This window comes from Azospirillum brasilense, from assembly GCF_001315015.1.
GTDB classification, from domain to species: domain Bacteria; phylum Pseudomonadota; class Alphaproteobacteria; order Azospirillales; family Azospirillaceae; genus Azospirillum; species Azospirillum brasilense.
Genome location: NZ_CP012916.1, coordinates 257,278 through 275,085 on the forward strand (window position 1 = coordinate 257,278; position 17,808 = coordinate 275,085).

Sequence of the window (17,808 nt, forward strand, 5' to 3'; positions counted from 1 at the left end):
GGCCCCGGCGCCTATCAGGGCGCGATCGCCCATCGCCCGTTGGCCATCTTGCAGAAGGTCAGTCTGTAGGGTTGGACGGTCCGCCGGATGAAGTTGGCCTGAACGTCTCCGCAGGGCGCACCGTCGCGCTCGTGGACCTTCTCCACGACCACGTCGCCGCGCACACCGGTCTTCGGGTTGTTCCATTCGGTGCGCCGTCCCGCCTCCATGGGGGTCAGGGCATCGGCAAGCGCCTTGCGGAACAGGTCCCAATCCTCGTCCGTCAGATCCACCCCGCCGCGCCCACCGAGAAACAGGCCGAACTGGGCCTGCGCGGGGGTGGCTATGGCCAGCGTCGCGATTAACGTGGCGGCGTGAAGCCCAAGGGACGCGATGGATAACAGGCGCATGCGGCGGTTCCTTGTGACCGTTGACCGAGGTGACCGTTGACTGAATCCGGGCATTTTAGGAACGATTGAGGAAGCCCGCTCGTGAAGGAAGGTCACGAACCGTCGCCTTACCGTAACATACGTCCTCTGCAACATACGCTGCACGCAGGAGAGAGGAACCCCGCGCGCACGGGGCGCTGCTCGGTCCGGTAGGCAACCGTAACGTACTGGCCTCATGGCAAGGATGAGGACGAGCGTCCTAAGCCATGGGGCGGCCTTTCAACCTGATGGGCCGCCACTCCACGCACCCCGCCTGGATGGTCCCGATGGAAGACGATTCGGGAAGGTGTCGCTCCCGTCTCCATAGGACGGCCCTTCCGCTGCTCGCCACTTTTCTTCTTGCGGCCCTGCTGTTTGCTGGTCTGCGGTCGGGAAGCGCATTGGGGCAGACACCGGATGTCCACACCCTCACGGCTGGCGGAACGGCGACCGCGCTGGAGGTGTATGCGGCACGGCTTGAGGCGGTCGCCGCCATTTATCCGCAGCTTCCCTCCATCCTGTCGGACGCCTTCGCGCGTCCCAACGGGCGGGAGGTGGCGGTGCACCCGTTGCGCCTGCTGCGCGGCTTGCTGATTCTTTTCACGGCGGGGACGGTGGCGCTGCTGCTGACCAAGCGGGTTCTGGCGGAACCGCTCAGGAAGCTGGAGTCGGAAGGCGGGGCGCCATTGCTGACGGGAGGGTTGCGCTTCGTGCTGGGGCTGGTTCCGGTGGGTGCCTTCGCAGTCGGGGTACTGGTGGTCTATGCGATCGTGCGGCCGTCGCATCCTGCGGCTCCGGCGGTTCTGCTGGCGGTGCTCCAGGCGGCCATGACCGTGCTTTTAAGCGATCGGCTGATCCGCTTCCTCTGCGCGCCGGGACGCACGGCGCTGCGCTTGATCCCGCTGGAGGACACGGACGCGCGCGCCCTGCACCGCACGGGCGTGATCACCGTGACGCTGGCCGCGACGGTGCTCGGGCTGGTCGATCTTCTTCTGGCGTTGGGGGTTGCCGGAAACGCCATCGTCGCCATCGGTCTGCCGCTGAGCACCGTGCCCTTCCTCTATCTGCTCTTCCGCGTGTGGCGCGGGCGCACGGCGGTGGCGCGGGCCGTCGCCCATCCGCTGGGCATCGAGGCGAAGGACCACCCCACGTTGGGGCTGTGGGCTGTGGCGGCCTCGGTTTATCTGGTTGCCTTGTGGCTGGTCGTCGCAGCGGCCGCGGTGCGGCTGGAGCCGGCGACCGGACCGCGGATGCTGGCCAGCCTGCTGGTTGCGCTGGCGGTACCGGCCATCGCCCTGATGGCCCAGCGCCCACTCGCCCGCTTCTACCGGGGAGAGGAGACGGCGGCGGGGAAGGCGGCGGTGGCGCGGGTGATGCGGGCGCTGTGGTCGGCCTTGTTCGTCGTTGGCGTCTTCGCCACAGCGGCCATTTGGGGGTTCCGGGTGGAACAAGCCTCCGGAGCGATCGGCATCGTCCTGCGGCTGCTGTTCAATGTGACGGTCGTGCTTCTGCTGGGCTACGTCGCTTGGACGATGGTGGTGCGGGCCATCGACCGCGCTCTGGAAGGGGCGCGGCACGATGGCGTTTCCTCCCGCGGGCAAAGGCTGGCGACCTTGCTGCCGCTGTTGCGGAAGTTCCTTCAGGTCGTGCTGGTCGTCATCCTGGTCATGATCGTGCTGTCCTCGCTGGGGATCGAGATCGGACCGCTGCTCGCCGGGGCGGGGGTGGTCGGCATCGCCATCGGTCTCGGCGCGCAGTCGACCATCGCCGACATCCTGGCCGGCGTCTTCTTCCTGCTGGAGGACGCCTTCCACATGGGCGACTATGTGGAGGTCGGGCAACTGCGCGGCACGGTGGAGGGCATCTCTCTGCGTTCGCTGAAGCTGCGCCACCACCGCGGCGCCGTGCACACGTTGCCCTTCGGCCAGATCAAGGCGCTGACCAACTACAGCCGCGACTGGGCGCTGATGCGTCTGGAGTTCCGCGTGCCACCGGAAACCGACATGGGGCTGGTCAAGAAGCTGGTGAAGGAGGTCGGCAAGGACCTGTCCGCCGACCCGGAGATGGGGCCGAGCTTCATCGAACCGCTGAAGTCCCAGGGCGTCCGGCGGGTGGAGGACGACGCGGCGATCATCGGCGTCAAGTTCATCACCAAGCCTAATGAGCAGTTCGTCATCCGGCGCGAGGCCTACCATCGCCTGATCCGTGCCTTCCAAGACCATGGAATCCATCTGGTCGGGCGTGGCGTGGTGGTGCGGGTGGACGATCCGGAGGCGGCCAACCGGATCATCGGCTTCGCCGCCGCCCAGGCCATGAACGGTTCCGGCAAGGAGAGCGGTGCCGCGGAGTGACGTTCGTCACGCCACCGGCTTAACCGACAGCCACGCCGCGATGACGAAGGCCGGCAGGCGGCCGAGCGCCGCGTCGTCCCGCCCCGTTTCCTCCTGCCATGCCCGGTGGCGGTCCAACGCGCCCCGCAGCGTGGCCGAGCGCTCCGCCGCGGGGACGGCGGACAGGGCGGTGTCCAGGCTGGTCAGATAGGGCGGGAACTCGGCGTTCGGGCCGGCGAGGCCGCGCTCCGTCCCCTCGGGATCGAACCACACTTCCGCGGCGGCGGTGTCGGCGCTGGGCGGGACGACCATGCCGCCGACATAGCCGGTGGGCTGGACCACCTTCCACCCCTTGCGGCTCGGCCCCGTGGTCCAACCAAGCGCACGGGCGACCTCCATCGTCGCGGCGCGGGTCGGCGCCTGCCGGGTGATACGGTCCAGAAGATCGGTCAAGTCGGCGGCGGGCATCGGTGCGCTCCTTGGATAACCATCCGGCGATAAACCATCCGGATGGCCCTCAACGTACAACATCGGTGGCGGGCAGGGCGATGACAGCCTATCTGGGAAACGGCCCATCAGGCGAGAGGGAGCGGTGCGGAAAAGAATGGCGGCCACCATCCTGGTGATTTTGATGACTCTGGTCCTGCTGCTGGCCGGTCCGGCCTTCGTGATCGCGTCGGGAACGGCGACGCTGGGCGTGGACTGGAGCCGGGCGGACCGCAGGTCCGTCGGCCTCGCCCCCGATCCCGCCACGACACCGGAAGCGGTGGTGCAGGTCTACGCCGCCCGCGCCCTGTCCTGGCGCGGCGCCTTCGGCACACACCCATGGTTCGCGGTGAAGCCGGCGGGGGCGTCGGCCTACACCGTCTACGAAGTGATCGGCTGGCGGGTCTACCGCGGTCTGCCGGCGGTGGCGGTCAGCAACCGCGATCCGGACGGGCGGTGGTTCGGCTCCGCACCCGCCGTGCTGGCCGAGTTGCGCGGCCCCGCCGCCGAGGCGGCCATCCCCAAGATCGCCGAGGCGGCCCGGAGCTACCCCTACGCCGGGGAATACCGCATCTGGCCGGGCCCCAACAGCAACACCTTCGCCGCCTGGGTGGGGCGGGCGGTACCGGACCTGCGGCTCGACCTTCCCTCCACGGCGCTGGGCAAGGACTATCTGGGCACCGGCCTGATCGCGCGGGCACCCAGCGGCACCGGTTGGCAGGTCAGCCTGTTCGGCCTCGCCGGGCTGCTCCTGGCCAAGGAGGAGGGGTTCGAGGTGAATCTGCTCGGCATGACCTTCGGGGTCGATCCCTTCGACCTCGCGGTCAAGATCCCAGGCGTCGGGCGGTTGGCGCTGAACGCCCCCGCCCCGACCGCCCCGGCTGCCGCCGATGGCCCGCCGCCCGGCTGAGCCTCAGGTCTCCTCGTCGGCGGCGGACATGCCGGTGCCGGCGGGGCCGAGCGGCGGATTGCCGCGCTTGAGGCCGAGCCGGGTCATGCAGTCCCACGCTTCCTCCGCCGTGTCGGCGATGTCGAACAATTCCAGGTCGCCGGCGCTGACCATGCCGTGGTCGGCCAGGGCGCGGAAGTTCACCACCTCGTTCCAGTAGTCGCGCCCAACGAAGACGATGGGCAGGCGGGACGCCTTGTTGGTGTTGCGCAGGTTCAGGATCTCGAACGCCTCGTCGAAGGTGCCGAAGCCGCCGGGGAAGATGGCCAGCCCGTTGGCGCGCATCGCCAGATGCATTTTCCGGATGGCGAAATAATGGAAGCGGAAGGTCAGCTCCGGCGTGCTGTAGGGATTGGGGTGCGGTTCCTGCGGCAGGCTGATGTTGAAACCGATGCTCGGCGCCCCGGCCTCCTGCGCGCCGCGGTTGGCGGCCTCCATCAGGCCGGGACCGCCGCCGGTGGCGATCACGTTGTCGCGCTGCCCGTCCTCGGTGGGCGCCAGGGCGCCGCCGCGCTCCGACACGATGCGGCCGAAGGTCCGCGCTTCCTCGTACCAAGCCGCCTGCTTGGCCCGCCGTTCGGCCAGTTGCCGCTCCTCCGGCGTCCGGGCATCACGGAGAAGCTGTTCCGCCCGTTCGGGCGAGGGCACCCGTGCGCTGCCGTAGACCACGATGGTGGAACGGATGCCCCAGGCCTTCAGCTCCGATTCCGGCTTGGCGTATTCGAGCATGAAGCGCACCCCGCGCATCGATTCGCTCAACAGGAAGTCGCGGTCCTCGAAGGCGATGCGATAGGCGGCTGATTCGTGGTTCGGCCTGCTGTCCTTCATGCTGTGCTCCGGGTGGGGACGGGGAACGGCTTCTGGTCATGTGGGGTCGCGGGCGGGCCATTGCCCGGACTCAAAGGGTTTGCATTCAAAGCAATTGTGCCGCAGACCGGAGGGAGGCGGAAGGGAAAGCGGTTGCACGTCTTTCCATAAGCCTTGCCCCTGCCCACATCATGGTGCGGGCGCGTCTGTGCCCGACCATCAGCGTCTTATCCGCGTCTTGTTCGTAAGGGGTGACGTTGAGCAGCATCGAGCCGCCATGGCCATCGGATGAGCGCACCCGGCTCGACCGGCTGAAGAGCTACGGCGTGTTGGACACGCCGCCGGAAGCTGCCTTCGACCGGCTTGCCCGGCTGGGCGCCCGCCATTTCCGCATGCCCATCGTGATGGTCAATCTGGTGGACGAGACGCGGCAATGGTCCAAGGCCGGCCATGGCCTGGACACGATGGTCGTCGAGCGGCGGCTGTCCTTCTGCGCCCACACCATCCTCGACGACGCGGTGCTGGTCGTGCGCGACACGCGGGAGGACGAACGCTTCGCCGACAACGAGTTGGTGGCCGGGCCGCCGCACCTGCGTTTCTACGCCGGGGCGCCGCTGATCGCACCGGATGGGCTGCGCATCGGAACCTTCTCCTTGCTCGATCACCAGCCCCACCCGGAGTTCAGCGCCGAGGACGAGCGGGACTTGGAGGAGTTTGCCCGTCTCGCCATGCACGAGATGGAATCCCAGGCCGCCCACCGCGCCGCCCAGGCGGCGGAGGCGCTTCTGCGGGACAAGAACGCCCTGCTGGAAAGCCTTCTGGAGAGCGTCACCGATCCGATCTTCGCCAAGGACCGCGAGCGCCACTTCACCCTGGTCAACTCCGCGACCGCCCGCCTGTTCGGACGGACGCGGGAGGAGGTGGCAGGCCTGACCGACGAGGATCTGTTCCCGCCGGAGGAGGCTGCACGGCTCGACGACCTGTGCGAGCGGGTGATCGCCACCGGGCGGGAGGAAACGGTCGAGGAGGAATTGCCTTTCCCGACGGAGGAGGGCACGCGCGTTCTGATGATCAGCGTCATGCCCCTGCGCGACGCATGGGGGGCGGCCATCGGCGTCGTCGGGGTGGCCCGCGACATCACCGCCCGCAAGCGGGCGGAGGAGGCGTTGCGGTCGAGCGAGGCGCGGTTCCGTACACTGGTGGACAATACGCCGCTGCTCATGTGGATCAACCGCTCGGACGGCACCCCCGAATATTACAATGAGGAGTTGCGCGCCTACACCGGCCAGGACCCGGACGCCATGTCCGCCTGGCAGGGATTCCATCCGGACGACCGCCCCGCCTATCTGGAACTGAGGACACGCTCGATCGCCGCGGGCACGCCCTATCAGAGCAACATCCGGATGCGGCGCGCCGACGGGGCATGGCGGTGGCACCAGTGCCGCGTGGTGCCGGTGCGGGAGAAGGGTGCCATCGTCTCCTGGATCGGCACCGCGGTGGACATCCACGATATCCGGCGTGCCCAGCAGGCGGCGGAGGAGGCCGACCGCTCGAAGGGCCGCTTCCTGGCCGCCGCCAGCCACGACCTCCGCCAGCCCATGCAATCGATCCTGCTGTTCGCTGGGGCGCTGGGTCCCCATGTCGCCGGCGAGGCCGGGCAGCGGGCGCTGGATCGGCTTCAGCAGGGGCTGGACACGCTGAAGGATCTATTGGACAGCTTGCTCGACGTGTCGCGCCTCGACGCCGGGGTGGTGGCGCCGCAGATCGAGGAGTTTCCGGTCGCCGAGCTGCTCGGCCCGCTGTCCGCCGCCTATGCCCCGCTGGCCGAGGCCAAGGGGCTGGATTGGCGGGTCGTGCCCTGCACCGGAACGGTGCGCAGCGACCGCGTCCTGCTCGGGCGGATGCTGCGCAATCTGGTTGACAATGCCATCCGCTACACCGACCGGGGCCGCGTCATGGTCGATTGCCGGCCCCAGGGAACGTGCCTGTACGTCGAGGTGCACGACACCGGCCTGGGCATCCCGCCCGACCAGCGCGAGCGCATCTTCGAGGAGTTTCACCAGATCGGCAACCCGGAGCGCGACCGCGACCAGGGACTCGGCCTGGGGCTCGCCATCGTGCGCCGGCTGTCGCGGCTGCTCGACCATCCGGTGGATCTGGTGTCGCGTCCGGAGCGCGGCTCGATCTTCTCGATCAGCGTGCCGCTGGTCCGCCACGATGCGCCGCGTCCCCCGCCGCCCGCCGCCCGGATGGCGCGGGCCGATGCCATGACGGCGACCGGGGGTGGGCGGCTGGCCGTGGTCGTGGAGGACGACGCCATCGTTCTGATGGGGCTGGCGGTGATGCTCGGCGAATGGGGGTTTGAGGTGCTGACCGCCGGGAGTACCGGCGAAGCGCTGGAGCGATTGCGCGGAGGCGGGCGGCGGCCCGACATCGTGCTGGCCGATTACCGGCTGCGCCAGGGCCGCGTCGGCACCGAGGCCATCCTGCGCGTCCGCGACCTGTTCGGTGCCGACGTGCCGGGTCTCATCGTCACCGGGGAGATCGGGCCGGAACCCCAGCGCGACGCCGCGCGGCACGGTCTCGGCCTGATGCACAAGCCGGTGACGCCGCGCCTTCTTGAAGCCGCGCTGGCGCGCCATCTTGGAGCCATCGGGCCGGCTTGAGCGTTGCTACCACCAGCGGCGCCGATGGCGCCGCACCGTGCGAGGGTTATGGAGGAGACAACAGAGTGCCATCCCTGTCGAAAGGCCTTGCCATAGTCGCCGTCGCGGCGGCGCTCGCCGGGTGCCAGTTCCCCGGCTTCCAATCGCCGCAGCAGACGGCCACCCTGCCGCCCCCGACCGTGCCGAAGCCGCCGCCCGAGGAGCGTGGGATCTGGATCGTCGGCAGCCCGTCCATGCGGGGGGCGGTCGGCACCGCGGCCAGCCGCTTCAACAGCACGCCCGACACCCAGCCGCGCCTCGTCGCCGAGGGCACCAACAGCGGTTTCCGCAGCTTCTGCGCCGGGGTTGGGCTGGAGCATCCCGACATGGTGGTCTCCGACCGCCGCATCGGGGCCGAGGAACAAAAGCGCTGCCGGGCCAAGGGCATCACCATGACGGAGTACGAGCTTGGCCCCAAGCAGTTCGTCTACGTCAAGGACGCCCACATGATGACCATCCCCGGCGTGCGCGATTTCACGGACAGCTGGGGCGTGAAGGGCAAGCCGGTGCGCGGGGCCTGATCAGCGGGCAACGCCAACGTCGGCGGCGGCCTGCTTGCGGAAGAAATCTACCCCCATCTGGATGCTGCGCCCGATGTTGGCCGCGCGGTCCTCGAAGAAGGCGGCGGCCTCGGGTGTGCAGACCTCGGCCGTCGTCTCGCGGAACAACTCCAGCCAGCGCTCGAAATGCGCCGGCCCGATGTCGAAACGGACATGGGCGGGGAGGGGACGCCCGTCGTAGCGGTGGGTCAGCAGGGCGACCGATGACCAGAAATCGATCATCTTCTGGAGATGCGGCTCCCAGTCGGTGATCGCCGCACCGAACACCGGGCCGAGCAGGGCGTCGTCGCGGATCTTGCCGTAGAAGGTGCGGACGAGGGCGTCGATCATCGCCTCGTCGATGCCGGTCTTGGCCACGCGTTCGGCGATGGTGGCGGACTGGGGGGTGGGAGCGGAGGTCTGGTCCAAGGCGGTGGGGTCCTGAAAAACATGAGGCGAACAAGACCCCGCACTATACCCGTCCCGGCGGCACACCGCCACCCGTGCGGGGCTGTAAATTCCCTCTCCCCGGAGGGGAGAGGGTTATGAACGTCAAACGCGCTCTCCGCACCCTTACCGGATGATAACCACCACCAGCCGCTTCGGCCCGTGGACGCCGTAGGCCAGCGTCTGCTCGATGTCCGCCGTCTTCGACGGGCCGGAGATCAGCAAGGCGTTGGTCGGCATGCCGTCGGCCCAGCGGTTCTCGGTCATCGCCTGCCAGAAGGTGTCGTACAGCGCGTCGGCGCGCAGCAGCGCCAAGTGCATGTGCGGCACCAGCGACATCAGCCGCGGCTCCTCCGGCGTCGGCCAGACGATCAGGCTGCCGGTGTCGGCGATGGCGCCCAACGTCGTGGTGATGCCGGCGTCGATGCCGTCGAACAGCCGCTCCTTGAAGGTCTCGACCCGGTCAGCGTAGGGGATCAGCTCCGGACCGCCTTCCGCCCATTCGGCCGACAGGCGCCCCCCGGCCTCGGTCGCCGGGCCGAACAGCAGGTTACGGGTGCCCTGCGCCTTGAGGAAGGCCTGGACGTCGGCGGGCCAGTCGGCCTCGGTCGTCTCCAGGAACTCCGTGTGGACGGCCTCCATCATGCGCTTGATGCGCTCCAGCCGTTCGGCGCCGTCCCAGCGCTTGTTGCGCAGGACGGCGAAGTCGGACTCCGGCGGGGTCAGAGGATGGGCGTCGCGCCCGGCGCGCAGCTTGCCCAGGATCGCGTTTCTGGACTCAGACATCGGGAATCCCCTTCTCGCGGGCGAGGGCGTGGAGCGTGCGGTTGGCGAAGCGCGGCTTGGCCCGCACGTTCGTCCATTCCTTCAGCAGCGGCAGACTGGTCGGCGCGGCGTTGCCCAGCTTGGCCAGCAGCGCCGTGGCGAACTGGTAGGCGAGCGGCGAGGCGTAGGTCATTGACCAGCCCTTCCACACCATCGCCTCCGCCTTGCTGGCGTGCGAGCCGGCGCCCCGCACCGCGTCGCCGGGGTGCACGGCCTCCGACCGCAGGCGGCCCATGATCTCGACGATGGGAATCTTGACCGGGCAGATCTCGACGCAGGCGTTGCACATGGTGCAGGCGTGCGGCAGCTCGCCCCGCTTCTCCAGCCCTTCCACCTGGGGCATCAGGATCGAGCCGATGGGGCCGGGGTAGGGCGCCTGATAGGCGTGGCCGCCGACCTTGGTGTAGACCGGGCAATGGTTCATGCAGGCGCCGCAGCGGATGCAGCGCAGCGTGTTGCGCAGCTCCTCGTCGGCGTAGATGCCCGACCGCCCGTTGTCGAGGATCACCAGATGGATCTCGTTCGGGCCGTCCTTCTCGCCCTCCTTGCGGGGGCTGGAGATCATGTTGACGTAGGTGGTGATCGGCTGGGCGGTGGCGGAGCGGGTCAGCAGGCTGATGACCGGCGGCACGTCCTCCAGCTTCTCCACGACCTTTTCCAGGCCCATGACGGCGATGTGGACGGGCGGCACCGTGGTGCTCATGCGCCCGTTGCCCTCGTTCTCCACCAGGCAGAGCGTGCCCGTCTCCGCCACCGCCATGTTGACGCCGGAGATGCCAACATCGGCGGTCGCGAACTTCTTGCGCAGGACGCGGCGGGCGAGGTCAGTGAGCTGGGCCACGTCCTCGGTGTATTCCGCCTCTTTGATCTTCTGCTTGAACAGATGGGCGATCTGCTTGGTGTTCATGTGGATCGCCGGCATGATGATGTGCGAGGGCATCGCCTCATCAAGCTGGACGATGTATTCGCCAAGGTCGCTTTCCAGGCTCTCGATGCCGTGCTTTTCCAGGAAGGCGTTGAGGTGCATCTCCTCCGACACCATCGACTTGCCCTTGACCACCAGCTTGGCGTTCACGCGCTGCATGATGGACAGGACGATGGCGTTGGCCTCGTCGATGGTGGAGGCCCAATGGACCTGGATGCCGTTCTTCGTGCAGTTGGCTTCCAGCTTCTCCAGCAGTTCCGGCAGCTTGGACAGGGCGCGCAGGCGGACCGAGGCGCCGAGCGTCCGCACCCCGTTCCACTCGGCGGTGTCGGCGAACTGCACCGCGCGCTTGGACATCAGCCCGTCCATGGCCCGGCGGAAGTTGCCGCGGAGCTGCTGGTCCTGGAGCGCCGCGCTGGAGGCCTTGGCGAAGTTGATGCTGGTCTCACCCATGGGTGCGCTCCTTCAGGAACTGGGCGATGTGGACGCCGCGGACCGGCTTCTTGCCGCCTTCCAGCGCACCGGAGATGTTCATCAGGCAGCCGCAGTCGCCGGACACCACGGCCTTGGCCCCGGTGTTCTCGATGTCCGCCACTTTGTCGCCCACCATCGCCGCGGAGATCTCAGGATGGCGCACGGCGAAGGTGCCGCCAAAGCCGCAGCATTCCTTCTCCCGCTGCAACTCGACCAGCTCGACGTTGGCGAGCTGGCGCAGCAGGGCCTTCGGCTCGTCGGTCACGCCCATTTCGCGCTGGGCGTGGCAGGAGGCGTGCCACGTGATCTTCACCGGCGGTCCCTGGTCCTCGAACTTCACCTTGAGGACCTGGACGAGGAACTGGGTCAACTCCCATACGCGGGACGCCACCTGACGGGCACGGGCCTCGTCCGGCTCACCCTTGAACAGGTCGGGCCAGTGCTTGCTCATCATGCCAGCGCAGGATCCCGATGGCACGACGATGGGCCAGTCGCCAGGGAAATAGTCGAGCTGCGCGCGGGCGACCTTCAGCGCCTCCTCACGATAGCCGGAGTTGTAGGCGGGCTGGCCGCAGCAGCTCTGCCCCTGCGGGAAGACGACGCGGACGCCCTGCCGCTTCAGCAGCTCCATGCCGGCCATGCCGGCTTCGGGGTAGAAGAGGTCGACCAGACAGGTGCCGAAGAAGTAGACGCTTTCAGGCCGTTCGATCTCGGGCCGGCTTATGGTGCCGTCGTGGGTCATGATTTTTCCTCCCTCCCGCCTCAGAACGCGGGTTCCGACGCGCGTGCGGAGGCCGTGGCGGAAGCCTTCGGCGTCGAGCAGGCATCGACCAGATAGACGATGGAACGGTACGGCAAGCCGGAGTGGTCGGACAGGCCGATTTCGCAGGTCCGGCTGTTCGAATAGCCGGCCTTGGCCCCGGCGGGGATGTCCTTGGACAGGTGGCGCAGGGCGTGGGCGTTCAGCTCCGGCGTGGTGAAGCCCTTGTCGCCGGCGAAGCCGCAGCAGCCGACATCCTCCGGCACCACCACCTGGGTGGCGCAGGCGGCGGCCACCGCCTTCATCTTGGCATCCAACCCCATGCGGCGGGTGGAGCAGGTCAGGTGCAGAACCACCGGCTCCGTCTGCCTGGTGAAATTCAGCCGGTCCAGCAGATGGTCGTGGATGAACTCCACCAGATCCAGGACCTGGAGTCCGGCATCCTTCAGATGCTTCTTCAGCCGGAAAGAGCAGGGGCTGGTGTCGAGCACCACCGGAGCCGTGCCGTCGGCGCTGGCCGCCCAGATGGCGCGGACCATCTCCTCCGCCTTGGCGTCGGCCTGGGCGGCGAGGCCCTTGCTCTCCAGCGGCATGCCGCAGCACAGGGAGGACAGCTGCTCCGGATAGGCGACGCGGTATCCGGCCTTCCGGAACAGCGCCTCCACCTTCACCGGCAGCGGGGTCTTCTCCGGGTCGCTGGCGGCGGGCCCCATGCTGCGGCTGGTGCAGCTCGGCACATAGACGACGGCCGGCGCGTCGGCGGGCGCCTTGGCCTGGGGCAGCGGCGTGAAGTTGGTCGGCGTGGGCAGGGCGCGCGGCAGATGCGGCAGTCGCTGGCCGGTGACGGTGCGCAGCTTCTCGAACAGCCCGTTCGCCGTATCGTCGCCCAGCGTCCGCTTTGCCAGATCGGCCAGCTTCAGGCCGGTGCGGGCGATCGACAAGGCCCCGGCGGTGTGGCCGGCGACGTAGTTGCCGAAGCCCTGGGCCACCGCCCCGCGACGGTCGCCGCGGATCGCCTTGATGAGCAGCCCCGTCTCGATTCCCACCGGGCAAGCGGTGGAACAGAGACCGCAGGCCGCGCAGGTGTCGATGCCCTGGTAATCATAGGCCTCGTGCAAAGCGCCGAGCCGCGTCGCGTCGGCGCCGGTCGCCTCAAGGCGCGAAATCTCGCGCCAGCCGACGATGCGCTGGCGGGGGGAGAGCGTCATCTTGTGTGATGGGCAGGTCGGCTCGCAGAAGCCGCACTCGATGCAGGTGTCCACCAGCGCGTGGGCGGGCGGCATCGCCTTCAGATTCTTGAGATGCGCCTCTGGGTCGTCGTTTAGAATGACGCCGGGGTTCAGCAGGCCCTGCGGGTCGAGCAGCGCCTTGATCTCCTTCATCAGGCCGTAGGCCTGCGGACCCCACTCCATCTCCACGAAGGGGGCCATGTTGCGGCCCGTGCCGTGCTCCGCCTTCAGCGAGCCGTCGTACTTGCGCACCACCTGATCGCACACCGCGTCCATGAAGCGGCGGTAGCGGTCCACCTCCTCGTCGGTGTCGAAGGCCTGGGTGAAGACGAAGTGCAGGTTCCCTTCAAGCGCGTGGCCGAAGATGATCGCCTCGGTGTAGCCAAATTTCAGGAACATCGCCTGAAGCTCGACCGTCGCCTCGGCCAGCCGGTCGAGCGGGTAGGCCACGTCCTCGATGATGACCGTGGTGCCGACCTTGCGCATGGCGCCGACTGCCGGGAACAAGCCCTTGCGGATCTTCCAGTAGCTTTCGCCCAGCTTGGCGTCGGCGGTGAAGGTCGCCGGGAACAGGGTCTGGGTCTGGGCGATCACCGCGCTGACCGCGGTGATGTTGGCGTCCAGCGCCGCCGCGTCCTCCCCCCGGATCTCCACCAGCAGGGCGGAGGCGTCCGGCCCCAGCCCGCCGATGAAGTCCGGCATGCCCGGTTTGCCTTCGACCGAGCGCAGCGAGGCGCGGTCCATCAGCTCCACCGCCGAAACCGGCGTCGGCTTCATCAGCGCGACGGCGCGGCAGGCCTCCCCGATGTCCGGGTACATCAGCAGGGCGTTCGCCTTGTGGGCGTGCTCCGGCACCGTGTTGTAGGTGATCTCGGACAGGAAGCCGAGCGTGCCCTCCGACCCGATCATCAGGTGCTGGAGGATCTCGACGGGGTCCTCGAAGTCGACCAGGGCGTTGAGGCTGTAGCCGGTGGTGTTCTTGATGCGGAACTTGTTGCGGATGCGCTCCGCCAGTTTCTCGTCGGCGCGGGTGCGGGCGGCCAGATTGGACAGGCCGGCCAGCAGGGCGCCGTGGCTGACCGCGAAGGCGCCGCGGCTGGCGGCGTCGCCGGTGTCGAGCAGTGTGCCGTCGGCCAGCACGAGCCGCATGGAGGCCAGCGTGCGGTAGCTGTTCTGGGCGGTGCCGCAGCACATGCCGCTGGCGTTGTTCGCCGCAATGCCGCCGATCTTGGCGGTGGCGATGGAGGCGGGGTCCGGACCGATCTTGCGCCCGAAGGGAGCCAGCTTGCGGTTCGCCTCCGCCCCGATGACGCCGGGCTGGAGGGTCACCGCCGCCGCACCCGGCGGGATGGTGCAGCCGCGCCAGCTGTCGCCCAGCAGGACCAGGACGGAATCGGTGACCGCTTGGCCCGACAGGCTGGTGCCGGCGGCGCGGAAGGTCACCGGGGTCTTCAGCTCCCGGCAGAGGTTGAGCAGCCGCACCACCTCGCCCTCGGCCTCGACGATGGCGACGATCTTCGGAATCAGGCGGTAGAAGCTGCCGTCGGTTCCGTAGGCCAGCGTGCGCAGCGGGTCGGTGACGAGGCGTTCGTCCGGCATGAACTCCCGGAGGGCCGCGTGCAGGCGGTCATAGGGCGCGGGCAGCATCGGTTCTCGGGGCCTCCGGATCTGGGACCGCGCGACGACTCCTCCGTGATCGCCGGTCCGGGTTGCGGGTGCTGGGGCGATGGTTGTTTCCGCCCGTCAGACGGACGGCTTGTTGTGTGCCACAGTCAGTAAGTCGGATAATCGATTTGCTGGGTGGCCGCAATGGTAAAATGAATTGACCAAACGCAGCGCTGCTGCAATGCATAAAAAAATACGGCGCACAAAGAAAGCGGCGCCACCCGACCGGATGGAAGGCCGAGCGGCGCCGTAGGGAATTAAGCTCGGCAGTGGATGACGCCCCTTCTCCCCGGGGGGAGGAGAAGGGGGTTCGGCCTTCGACGCTTACGGGATCATCCAGGGCAGGATGTAGGCCTGGATCATCGTGATGACGCCGATGATCGCGACGAAGAACAGGCTGTGCTTCACGGTGAAGCGAAACAGCTCGGACTCGCGGCCGACCAGACCCACCGCGGCGCAGGCCACGGCGATCGACTGCGGGGAGATCATCTTGCCGGTGACGCCGCCGGTCGTGTTGGCCGCGACCATCAGCACGTCGGACACGCCCACCTGCTGCGCCGTGGTGGCCTGCAGGCCGCAGAACAGCGCGTTGCTCGACGTGTCGGAGCCGGTCAGGAACACGCCCAGCCAACCGAGGATCGGCGAGAAGAACGGGAACAGGAAGCCCGTGCCGGCCAGCAGCAGCGCCAGGGTCGAGGACAGGCCCGAGTAGTTGGCGATGAAGGCGAAGGCCAGGACCATGCCGATCGAGTAGATCGGGCGCTTCAGCTCGCTGACCGTCTCGACGAAGGTCTTCACGCCGTCGGCCGGGCGCATCTTCAGCATGACCATCGTGATGATCGCGGAGATCAGGATGGCCGTGCCGGTGGCCGACAGCAGGTCGAGCTTGTAGACGGCCTCGATGGGCTTGGGCGAGGCGACGATCGGCGCGGCCTTCAGCACCAGCTTGTCCAGCCCGGCGACCGGGAAGTACAGCACCGTGTCGGCCAGCGCGCCGCCCTTGGCGAACAGGGCCTTGAAGGGCTTCAGGCTCCAGATCGTGACGATCACGGTCAGGATCAGGAAGGGCGACCAAGCCTTGGCGATCTCGCCGGCGCTGTAGCCGCGCTGGGCGTTGAACTCGCTCGACGCCATGGCGCCGACCGACTGCGGCACCGGACCGGCGGGCAGCGGCGAGTTGGGGAAGCGGAAGATCGCCTTGGGCTTCCAGAACTTCAGGAAGACGGTGATGCTGACGAGGCTGACCAGCGCGGAGGTGATGTCCGGCAGCTCCGGCCCGATGAAGTTGGCGGTGAAGTACTGGGTGACGGCGAAGGTGCCGCCGGCGACCAGGATGGCGGGCCAGGTCTCGCGCACGCCCTTCCAGCCGTCCATGATCATGATGATCCAGAAGGGCACGAAGACGGAGAGCAGCGGAAGCTGGCGGCCGGCCATGGCGCCGATCCGGAACGGGTCGAGCGAGGTGACCTGACCGGCGACGATGATCGGAATGCCCATGGCGCCGAAGGCCACCGGGGCGGTGTTGGCGATCAGGCAGAGGCCGGCGGCGTAGAGCGGGTTGAAGCCCAGCCCGACCAGCAGCGCCGCGGTAATGGCGACCGGCGCGCCGAAGCCCGCAGCACCTTCCAGAAAGGCGCCGAAGGAGAAGCCGACCATCAGCATCTGAAGCCGCTGGTCCTCGGTGATCGACACCACCGACGAGCGGATGACCTCGAACTGGCCGGTCTTGACCGTGATCTTGTAGAGGAACACGGCGGCCACGATGATCCAGGCGATGGGCCACAGGCCGTAGAGGAAGCCGTATCCGGCGGACGCCAGCGCCATGCTGACCGGCATCTTGTAGAACAGGATGGCGACGGCCAGCGAAATGGCGACGGTGATGGTGCCCGCGATGTGGCCCTTCAAGCGCAGAACGGTCAGCGCAATGAAGAAGAAAATGATCGGCAACGCGGCCACAAGTGCCGAAAGCCAAAGGTTACCCGCGGGATCGTAGACTTGTGTCCAGGGCTGCATGTTTCCTACCTATGCCGCAGATTCTCGGTTCTGCGCTTTGGCCTGCGACCATGAATGGAGCCCGGATCCGCGCGTCTTATCCGGACGCGCGCCGCCTGTCATTCCACGGCCGTTCGACCGTGGAGATCAGTTTTTTCTTGGGTTGGGCTCCGGTCAAAACATATGACCAAAGGCTCTGAACGGATACATTGGGTCGCAATGGTTGGCAATAGGGAAAATTCAATTTACCGGCGGCGCAGCAAGAGACTTTTTCTTGCCCGTGGTATTACCACCTGACCTCTTCGGTAGCGCTGCGATCGGGAAATGGTGCCATGGGGTGCGGTGGGGCTGGACGCGCGAAAGCCGTGGCGATATCTAACCTTCGGGATCGGGTGGGATTTCTGCGGATGCAGGGCAAGGGGCAGGGCAAGGGAATGATCAAGCCGGCCAAATTGGCGGACGCCATCGCCGACCATCTGGAGACGCTGATCCGCGAAGGCGTGCTGCGTCCGGGGGAGAAGCTGCTGCCGGAACGCGATCTGGCGCTGAAGCTGGATGTCTCGCGCCCGTCGCTGCGCGACGCCCTGGAGAAGCTGGAGGAGCGCGGGCTGCTCGTCTCCGGGCGCAACGGCACGCACATTGCGCAGTTCCTGGCGCCCATCGCCGCCCCGCTGGCGGCGCTGCTGCAATCCGATCCGGACGCGCCCTTCCATTATTTGGAGTTCCGCACTTCCATCGAGGCGGCGGCGGCCAAGCTGGCCGCGCAGCGGGCGACCGACCTCGACCGTCAGGCGATCCGCGCCCTGGCGCAGCGCATGCGCGACGCCCATGGGAAGGACGACCCGTCGGAAGAGGCCGACGTGGACGCTCAGCTTCACCTCGCCTTCTACGAGGCGGCGCACAACACGGTGATGCTGCATATCATGGGCGCGCTGTCGGAGATGCTGCGCAACGACGTGTTCTACAACCGCGACCGGCTCTACACCCGACCCGGCGTGCGCGACCTGCTGCTGGAGCAGCATCTGGCCATCGTCGACGCGGTGCTGGCCGGCGACGCCGAGGCCGCCCATGCGGCGGCGGAGGCTCATGTGATGTTCACGCTGCACACCCTGCGGGAAATCCGCGAGGACGACACGCGGCTGGAGGCCTCCCTGCGCCGCATCGGGCGCACCGACCTGATCGAAACCGCCGAGCGGGCCTGAGCCCCGCTCGGTCGTCCGTCATTCGGGAACACGAGCGCCATTCTCGGTTTTACACGGCTGTAGACC

The 17,808-nt window shown here is 67.9% G+C and carries 14 protein-coding genes; 5 read left to right on the plus strand and 9 right to left on the minus strand.

Annotation, left to right across the window (positions count from 1 at the left end; all coding sequences use genetic code 11):
• Window positions 1-14 precede the first annotated feature (14 nt).
• The gene (locus tag AMK58_RS22645) at window positions 15-389 is read right to left on the minus strand and encodes an RT0821/Lpp0805 family surface protein (RefSeq protein WP_035679584.1); all 375 of its coding nucleotides are present in this window, start codon (window positions 387-389) and stop codon (window positions 15-17) included.
• Between the two features lie 419 nt (window positions 390-808).
• On the opposite strand from AMK58_RS22645, the gene AMK58_RS22650 reads away from it, so the two are divergent.
• Window positions 809-2,758, plus strand: coding sequence for a mechanosensitive ion channel family protein (locus AMK58_RS22650; protein WP_051140685.1), 1,950 nt, complete (start codon window positions 809-811; stop codon window positions 2,756-2,758).
• A 6-nt stretch (window positions 2,759-2,764) separates the two neighbouring features.
• Here AMK58_RS22650 and AMK58_RS22655 read toward each other — a convergent pair whose 3' ends face one another.
• Window positions 2,765-3,205, minus strand: a complete 441-nt coding sequence (locus AMK58_RS22655) for a hypothetical protein (RefSeq protein ID WP_035679582.1) — start codon at window positions 3,203-3,205, stop codon at window positions 2,765-2,767.
• A gap of 136 nt (window positions 3,206-3,341) precedes the next feature.
• Here AMK58_RS22655 and AMK58_RS22660 point away from each other — a divergent pair, with 136 nt between their 5' ends.
• Window positions 3,342-4,133, plus strand: a complete 792-nt coding sequence (locus tag AMK58_RS22660) for a DUF3750 domain-containing protein (RefSeq protein ID WP_059399490.1) — start codon at window positions 3,342-3,344, stop codon at window positions 4,131-4,133.
• 3 nt (window positions 4,134-4,136) lie between these two features.
• On the opposite strand, the gene AMK58_RS22665 is transcribed toward AMK58_RS22660, so the two are convergent.
• Window positions 4,137-5,000, minus strand: coding sequence for an LOG family protein (locus AMK58_RS22665; RefSeq protein ID WP_059399491.1), 864 nt, complete (start codon window positions 4,998-5,000; stop codon window positions 4,137-4,139).
• A 230-nt stretch (window positions 5,001-5,230) separates the two neighbouring features.
• Here AMK58_RS22665 and AMK58_RS29930 point away from each other — a divergent pair, with 230 nt between their 5' ends.
• Complete coding sequence (locus AMK58_RS29930; RefSeq protein ID WP_079285551.1) at window positions 5,231-7,645, plus strand: hybrid sensor histidine kinase/response regulator; 2,415 nt, start codon at window positions 5,231-5,233, stop codon at window positions 7,643-7,645.
• Window positions 7,646-7,710: 65 nt separating this feature from the next.
• Complete coding sequence (locus AMK58_RS22675) at window positions 7,711-8,205, plus strand: type 2 periplasmic-binding domain-containing protein (protein ID WP_236778341.1); 495 nt, start codon at window positions 7,711-7,713, stop codon at window positions 8,203-8,205.
• Here the strand turns inward: AMK58_RS22675 and AMK58_RS22680 are convergent, their stop codons facing one another.
• The 6 genes from AMK58_RS22680 to lldP all read right to left on the minus strand — a co-directional run bounded on the left by AMK58_RS22680 (window position 8,206) and on the right by lldP (window position 16,561).
• Window positions 8,206-8,652 (minus strand): group III truncated hemoglobin, encoded by a 447-nt coding sequence (locus AMK58_RS22680; RefSeq protein WP_035679576.1) that lies wholly within the window; start codon window positions 8,650-8,652, stop codon window positions 8,206-8,208.
• Between the two features lie 144 nt (window positions 8,653-8,796).
• A complete protein-coding gene (locus AMK58_RS22685; RefSeq protein ID WP_035679574.1) occupies window positions 8,797-9,456 on the minus strand; it encodes a LutC/YkgG family protein in 660 nt (219 codons plus the stop codon).
• A complete protein-coding gene (locus AMK58_RS22690) occupies window positions 9,449-10,873 on the minus strand; it encodes a LutB/LldF family L-lactate oxidation iron-sulfur protein (protein ID WP_035679573.1) in 1,425 nt (474 codons plus the stop codon). The genes AMK58_RS22685 and AMK58_RS22690 overlap by 8 nt, the downstream gene beginning before the upstream one ends.
• Window positions 10,866-11,636 carry a (Fe-S)-binding protein gene (locus AMK58_RS22695; protein ID WP_104675430.1) on the minus strand — a complete coding sequence of 257 codons (771 nt, stop codon included), beginning with the start codon at window positions 11,634-11,636 and terminating at the stop codon, window positions 10,866-10,868. Before AMK58_RS22695 ends, AMK58_RS22690 begins: the two co-directional genes overlap by 8 nt.
• Window positions 11,637-11,656: 20 nt before the next feature.
• On the minus strand, window positions 11,657-14,530 hold the full coding sequence (locus AMK58_RS22700; protein WP_035679571.1) for an FAD-binding and (Fe-S)-binding domain-containing protein: 2,874 nt from the start codon (window positions 14,528-14,530) through the stop codon (window positions 11,657-11,659).
• Between the two features lie 342 nt (window positions 14,531-14,872).
• On the minus strand, window positions 14,873-16,561 hold the full coding sequence (gene lldP, locus AMK58_RS22705) for an L-lactate permease (protein ID WP_035679570.1): 1,689 nt from the start codon (window positions 16,559-16,561) through the stop codon (window positions 14,873-14,875).
• A gap of 386 nt (window positions 16,562-16,947) precedes the next feature.
• Here lldP and AMK58_RS22710 point away from each other — a divergent pair, with 386 nt between their 5' ends.
• Entirely contained in the window at window positions 16,948-17,742 is a 795-nt protein-coding gene (locus AMK58_RS22710) for an FCD domain-containing protein (RefSeq protein WP_104675431.1), read from the plus strand.
• Window positions 17,743-17,808: the final 66 nt, after the last annotated feature.

Excerpts from the sequence above, each read along its gene's own strand:
- lldP (WP_035679570.1), bottom strand. The coding sequence starts at position 16,561 with ATGCAGCCCTGGACACAAGTCTACGATCCCGCGGGTAACCTTTGGCTT.
- AMK58_RS22685 (WP_035679574.1), bottom strand. The coding sequence starts at position 9,456 with ATGTCTGAGTCCAGAAACGCGATCCTGGGCAAGCTGCGCGCCGGGCGC.
- AMK58_RS22645 (WP_035679584.1), bottom strand. The coding sequence starts at position 389 with ATGCGCCTGTTATCCATCGCGTCCCTTGGGCTTCACGCCGCCACGTTA.
- AMK58_RS22695 (WP_104675430.1), bottom strand. The coding sequence starts at position 11,636 with ATGACCCACGACGGCACCATAAGCCGGCCCGAGATCGAACGGCCTGAA.
- AMK58_RS22655 (WP_035679582.1), bottom strand. The coding sequence starts at position 3,205 with ATGCCCGCCGCCGACTTGACCGATCTTCTGGACCGTATCACCCGGCAG.
- AMK58_RS22710 (WP_104675431.1), top strand. The coding sequence starts at position 16,948 with ATGCAGGGCAAGGGGCAGGGCAAGGGAATGATCAAGCCGGCCAAATTG.
- AMK58_RS22690 (WP_035679573.1), bottom strand. The coding sequence starts at position 10,873 with ATGGGTGAGACCAGCATCAACTTCGCCAAGGCCTCCAGCGCGGCGCTC.
- AMK58_RS22700 (WP_035679571.1), bottom strand. The coding sequence starts at position 14,530 with ATGCTGCCCGCGCCCTATGACCGCCTGCACGCGGCCCTCCGGGAGTTC.
- AMK58_RS22665 (WP_059399491.1), bottom strand. The coding sequence starts at position 5,000 with ATGAAGGACAGCAGGCCGAACCACGAATCAGCCGCCTATCGCATCGCC.
- AMK58_RS22660 (WP_059399490.1), top strand. The coding sequence starts at position 3,342 with ATGGCGGCCACCATCCTGGTGATTTTGATGACTCTGGTCCTGCTGCTG.